The following is a 4,753-nucleotide window of genomic DNA, read 5'->3' on the forward strand; positions in this document are numbered from 1 at the left end:
GGTCGGGACAGCCCACGGCTGTCGGAACACGCTGCGCGGGGGCCGCTCCCCCCGCGGCCCTTCACTCCCCGGCGACCACGGTCGGCGCCCCCGCCTCGACACCCGCCGCCTGCATCTGCTCGGCGAGCTTGAGCGCCTCCTCGATCAGGGTCTCGACGATCTTCGACTCCGGAACGGTCTTGATGACCTCGCCCTTGACGAAGATCTGGCCCTTGCCGTTGCCGGAGGCGACCCCGAGGTCGGCCTCCCGGGCCTCGCCCGGACCGTTCACGACGCAGCCCATGACGGCCACCCGCAGCGGCACCTCCATGCCCTCCAGCCCGGCGGTGACCTCCTCCGCGAGCTTGTAGACGTCCACCTGGGCGCGCCCGCAGGACGGGCAGGAGACGATCTCCAGGCCGCGCTCGCGCAGCCCGAGCGACTCCAGGATCTGGTTGCCGACCTTGATCTCCTCGGCCGGCGGGGCGGAGAGCGAGACCCGGATGGTGTCGCCGATGCCCTCGGCCAGCAGCGCGCCGAAGGCGACCGCCGACTTGATGGTGCCCTGGAAGGCCGGCCCGGCCTCGGTCACGCCGAGGTGCAGCGGGTAGTCGCACGCGGCGGCGAGCTGGCGGTAGGCGTTGATCATCACGACCGGGTCGTTGTGCTTGACCGAGATCTTGATGTCGCGGAAGTCGTGCTCCTCGAACAGCGAGCACTCCCACAGCGCCGACTCGACCAGCGCCTCCGGGGTGGCCCGGCCGTACTTCTCCAGCAGGCGCTTGTCCAGCGAACCGGCGTTGACGCCGATCCGGATCGGCACGCCCGCGTCCTTGGCGGCCTTGGCGATCTCGCCGACCTTGTCGTCGAACTGCTTGATGTTGCCCGGGTTCACGCGCACGGCGGCGCAGCCGGCGTCGATCGCCGCGAAGACGTACTTGGGCTGGAAGTGGATGTCCGCGATGACCGGGATCTGCGACTTCTTGGCGATGATCGGCAGCGCGTCGGCGTCGTCCTGCGAGGGGACGGCGACCCGGACGATCTGGCAGCCGGACGCGGTGAGCTGGGCGATCTGCTGCAGCGTGGCGTTGATGTCGGAGGTGACCGTGGTGGTCATCGACTGCACCGAGACCGGGGCGTCGCCGCCGACCGGCACGTTGCCGACCATGATCTGCCGGGAGTAACGGCGCTTGGCCAGCGGCTTGAGCGGCAGGGACGGAATACCGAGCGAGATCGCGGTCATGTGCGCAGGGTTCCCCGGGGTTGAGGTGTGGTCGACCGCCCGGCCGTGACACGGCCGAGGCCGGGCGCGCTGACGATCGCGCACCCGGCCTCCACGGTACGGCACCGCAACGGCGCCCAGCACACCCGTGGTACCCGAACGCCCTAACTGATCTTCACCGGGTTCACCAGGTCGGCGACCATCACCAGGAGCGTGAAGCCGATGAAGATGCTGGCCACCACGTACGCCACCGGCATCAGCCTGGCGACGTCGAACGGGCCCGGGTCGGGCCGCCGGAACAGCTGTGCGAAGCGGCGGCGGACCGCCTCCCAGGCCGCGCCGGCGATGTGCCCGCCGTCCAGCGGGAGCAGCGGCAGCATGTTGAAGAGGAAGAGCGACAGGTTGATGCCGGCCAGCAGGTTCACGAAGAACGCGATCCGCTGGGTGGCGGGCAGGTCGAGCGAGAAGACCTCGCCGCTGACCCGGGCCGCGCCGACCATGCCGACCGGGGAGTCCGGGTCGCGCGGGGCGTCGCCGACGACGGCGTTCCACAGCCCGGGGATCTTGCCGGGCAGGGCGGCCAGCGACTTCACCCCGTTCTCCGCCATGTCGTACATCCGGTCGACCGACTGCCCGAAGCCGAGCTGGACGGTTTCGCTCTTCGGGGTGAACCCGAGGAACCCGGCCTGGACGGTCTGGCCCTTCAGCGGCACGCCGTTGCCGTCGTACTTCTGCACGTCGTTGACGGCGATGGTGGGCGTGAAGGTGAGCCGCTGGCCGCCGCGCTCCACGACGATCGCCACCTGCTTGCCGGCCGACTTCCGGATGTCCGCCTGGAGCTGGTCGTAGTCGCGGATCCGGTCGCCGTCGAAGGAGAGCACCTTGTCGCCCTGGCGCAGGCCCACCTCGTTGGCCGGGGTCTTGGGCGCGTCGGCGGGGCAGGTGTCGGTGGGCTGGCCGGCCTTGACCACGCACTGGGCGACCGAGCCGATGGTCGGCACCGTCATCGAGACGCCGAAGCCCATCATGACGGTCAGGAAGAGCCCGAACGCCAGGACCAGGTTCATGAACGGCCCGGCGAACATCACGATCATGCGCTTCCACGGCTTGCGGGTGTAGAAGAGCCGGCTCTCGTCACCCTCCTGGAGCTCCTCGTAGGAGGCCTCGCGGGCGTCCTCGATCATGGTGCGCCAGGGTGAGCTGCTGCGCTTGGTGATCCGGCCGTCCTCGCCCGGCGGGAACATCCCGATCATCCGGATGTACCCGCCGAACGGGATCGCCTTGATGCCGTACTCGGTCTCGCCCTTCCGGCGCGACCAGAGGGTCGGGCCGAAGCCGACCATGTACTGGGGCACCCGGATGCCGAACAGCTTGGCCGTGGAGAGGTGGCCGAGTTCGTGCCAGGCGATCGAGACGAGCAGCCCGATGACGAAGACCAGGATGCCGACCACCGTCAAAACCGTTGCCACCGCTGGTCCTCCGTCATGCCGCTCCGCTCATCGTCTCGTCCTACCGCAATCGGGGTCGTCGGTCGACCGTCAGCCGGCCGCCAGCTCGCGGGCCCGGGCGCGCGCCCAGTCCTCCGCGTGCAGGACGTCCTCGACCGTCAGGGAAGTTCCCGCCGCCGCGCCGTCCCGCTGACCGTGCTCGGCCACGACCTTGGCAACAGTGTCCACGATTCCGGTGAAAGCGAGGCGGCCCTTCAGGAACGCCTCCACACACTCCTCGTTGGCCGCGTTGAACACCGCCGGATTGGTACCGCCCAGGGTGCCCACCTCACGGGCCAGCTCGACCGCCGGGAAGGCCTCGTCGTCCAGCGGGAAGAACTCCCAGGTGGCGGCCTTCGTCCAGTCGCAGGCGGGGGCCGCCTCCGGCACCCGGTCCGGCCAGCCCAGGCCCAGCGCGATCGGCATCCGCATGTCCGGCGGGCTGGCCTGCGCCAGGGTCGAACCGTCGGTGAACTCCACCATCGAATGCACCACCGACTGCGGGTGGACCACGACCTCGATCCGGTCGAACGGCACGTCGTACAGCAGGTGCGCCTCGATCACCTCCAGGCCCTTGTTCACCAGGGTGGCCGAGTTGATCGTGACGACCGGGCCCATCGCCCAGGTCGGGTGCGCCAGCGCGTCCTGCGGGGTCACCCCGGCCAGCTGCTCACGGGTGCGGTTGCGGAACGGGCCGCCGCTCGCGGTGACCACCAGCTTGCGCACCTCGGCCCGGGTACCGCCCGCCAGCGCCTGGAACAGCGCCGCGTGCTCGGAGTCCACCGGCACGATCTGGCCCGGCTTCGCCACCGCCCTCACCAGCGGACCGCCGACGATCAGCGACTCCTTGTTGGCCAGCACCAGCACCCGGCCCGCCTTCAGCGCGGCCAGCGTCGGCCGCAGGCCGATCGACCCCGTGATGCCGTTCAGCACCGAGTGGCACTCCAGGGCCGCCAGCTCGGTCGCCGCGTCCGGGCCCGCCAGCACGGTCGGCAGCGGACCGCCCGCCGCCTTCGCGGCCAGCGCCTCGCGCAGCGCCGGGACGGCCGCCGGATCGGCCACCGCCACGGTGTGCACGCCCAGCCGCACCGCCTGCTCGGCGAGCAGCTCCACCCGACCGCCCGCCGCCGACAGGGCGACCACCCGGAAACGGTCCGGGTTGCGGAGCACCACGTCGATCGCCTGGGTGCCGATCGAACCGGTGGAACCCAGGATCACCAGCTCCCGGGGGCCGGAGGGGTCCGCCACGGTGGGCGTGAAGCGCAGCTGCGGGTGGGCGAGCGAAGTCATGCGCCCATTGTGTCCTGTTCGCGGCACTCCCCAGGACGACTTCCGACCCTTCGGACTACCGTCGGACCATGCGTACCGTCATCGCCGGGGGCCACGGACAGATCGCGCTCCACCTGGAACGGCTGCTCGCCGCCCGCGGCGAGCGACCCGCCGGGATCATCCGCCGCCCCGAACAGGCCCAGGACCTCGTCGACGCCGGCGCCGAACCGCTGCTGCTCGACCTGGAGGCCGCCACCGCCACCCGGCTCGCCGGACTGCTGACCGGTGCCGACGCGGTGGTCTTCGCCGCCGGCGCCGGACCGGGCAGCGGCGCCGCCCGCAAGAACACCGTCGACCGGGACGCCGCCGTGCTGCTCGCCGACGCCGCCGAACTCGCCGGGGTCCGCCGGTACCTGATGGTCTCGGCGATGGCCGCCGACGCCGAGGCCCGCTTCCCCGCCGACGAGGTCTTCGAGACCTACCTGCGGGCCAAGGGCGCCGCCGACGACGCCGTCCGGGCCCGCACCGCACTGGACTGGACGGTGCTGCGCCCCGGACGGCTCACCGACGGCCCCGGCACCGGTCTGGTCCGGCTCGCCCCCTCCGTCGACCGCGGCGCGGTGGACCGGGCCGACGTCGCCGCCGTCCTGGCCGCGCTGCTGCACGAACCGGGCACCGCCGGGCTGACCCTGGAGCTGGTCACCGGGAACGCCACCGTCGAGGAGGCGGTCGCGGCGGCCGCCGGACACGACGGCTGAGCCCGCGCGGGGGCGCGAACGCGAGGAGGGCCCGGTTC

4 protein-coding genes are annotated in these 4,753 nt (G+C 71.8%); 1 reads left to right on the plus strand and 3 read right to left on the minus strand.

Annotated elements, in window-relative coordinates:
• Window positions 1-61 precede the first annotated feature (61 nt).
• The 3 genes from ispG to dxr all read right to left on the minus strand — a co-directional run bounded on the left by ispG (window position 62) and on the right by dxr (window position 3,978).
• Window positions 62-1,222, minus strand: a complete 1,161-nt coding sequence (gene ispG / locus ACFU6K_RS31605; protein ID WP_380668845.1) for a flavodoxin-dependent (E)-4-hydroxy-3-methylbut-2-enyl-diphosphate synthase — start codon at window positions 1,220-1,222, stop codon at window positions 62-64.
• A 143-nt stretch (window positions 1,223-1,365) separates the two neighbouring features.
• A complete protein-coding gene (locus ACFU6K_RS31610; protein WP_380668847.1) occupies window positions 1,366-2,670 on the minus strand; it encodes a M50 family metallopeptidase in 1,305 nt (434 codons plus the stop codon).
• Window positions 2,671-2,739: 69 nt separating this feature from the next.
• Window positions 2,740-3,978, minus strand: coding sequence for a 1-deoxy-D-xylulose-5-phosphate reductoisomerase (dxr, locus tag ACFU6K_RS31615; RefSeq protein ID WP_380668849.1), 1,239 nt, complete (start codon window positions 3,976-3,978; stop codon window positions 2,740-2,742).
• A 68-nt stretch (window positions 3,979-4,046) separates the two neighbouring features.
• Here dxr and ACFU6K_RS31620 point away from each other — a divergent pair, with 68 nt between their 5' ends.
• Window positions 4,047-4,715: an NAD(P)-binding oxidoreductase gene (locus ACFU6K_RS31620; protein WP_380668851.1), complete on the plus strand. Its 669-nt coding sequence runs from the start codon at window positions 4,047-4,049 to the stop codon at window positions 4,713-4,715.
• Window positions 4,716-4,753: the final 38 nt, after the last annotated feature.

The organism is Kitasatospora sp. NPDC057512 (genome assembly GCF_042802135.1).
GTDB lineage: Bacteria > Actinomycetota > Actinomycetes > Streptomycetales > Streptomycetaceae > Kitasatospora.

What these genes read in the sequence shown, in the direction of transcription:
- dxr (WP_380668849.1), bottom strand. Translation starts at nt 3,978, where the DNA reads ATGACTTCGCTCGCCCACCCGCAGCTGCGCTTCACGCCCACCGTGGCG.
- ACFU6K_RS31620 (WP_380668851.1), top strand. Translation starts at nt 4,047, where the DNA reads ATGCGTACCGTCATCGCCGGGGGCCACGGACAGATCGCGCTCCACCTG.
- ispG (WP_380668845.1), bottom strand. Translation starts at nt 1,222, where the DNA reads ATGACCGCGATCTCGCTCGGTATTCCGTCCCTGCCGCTCAAGCCGCTG.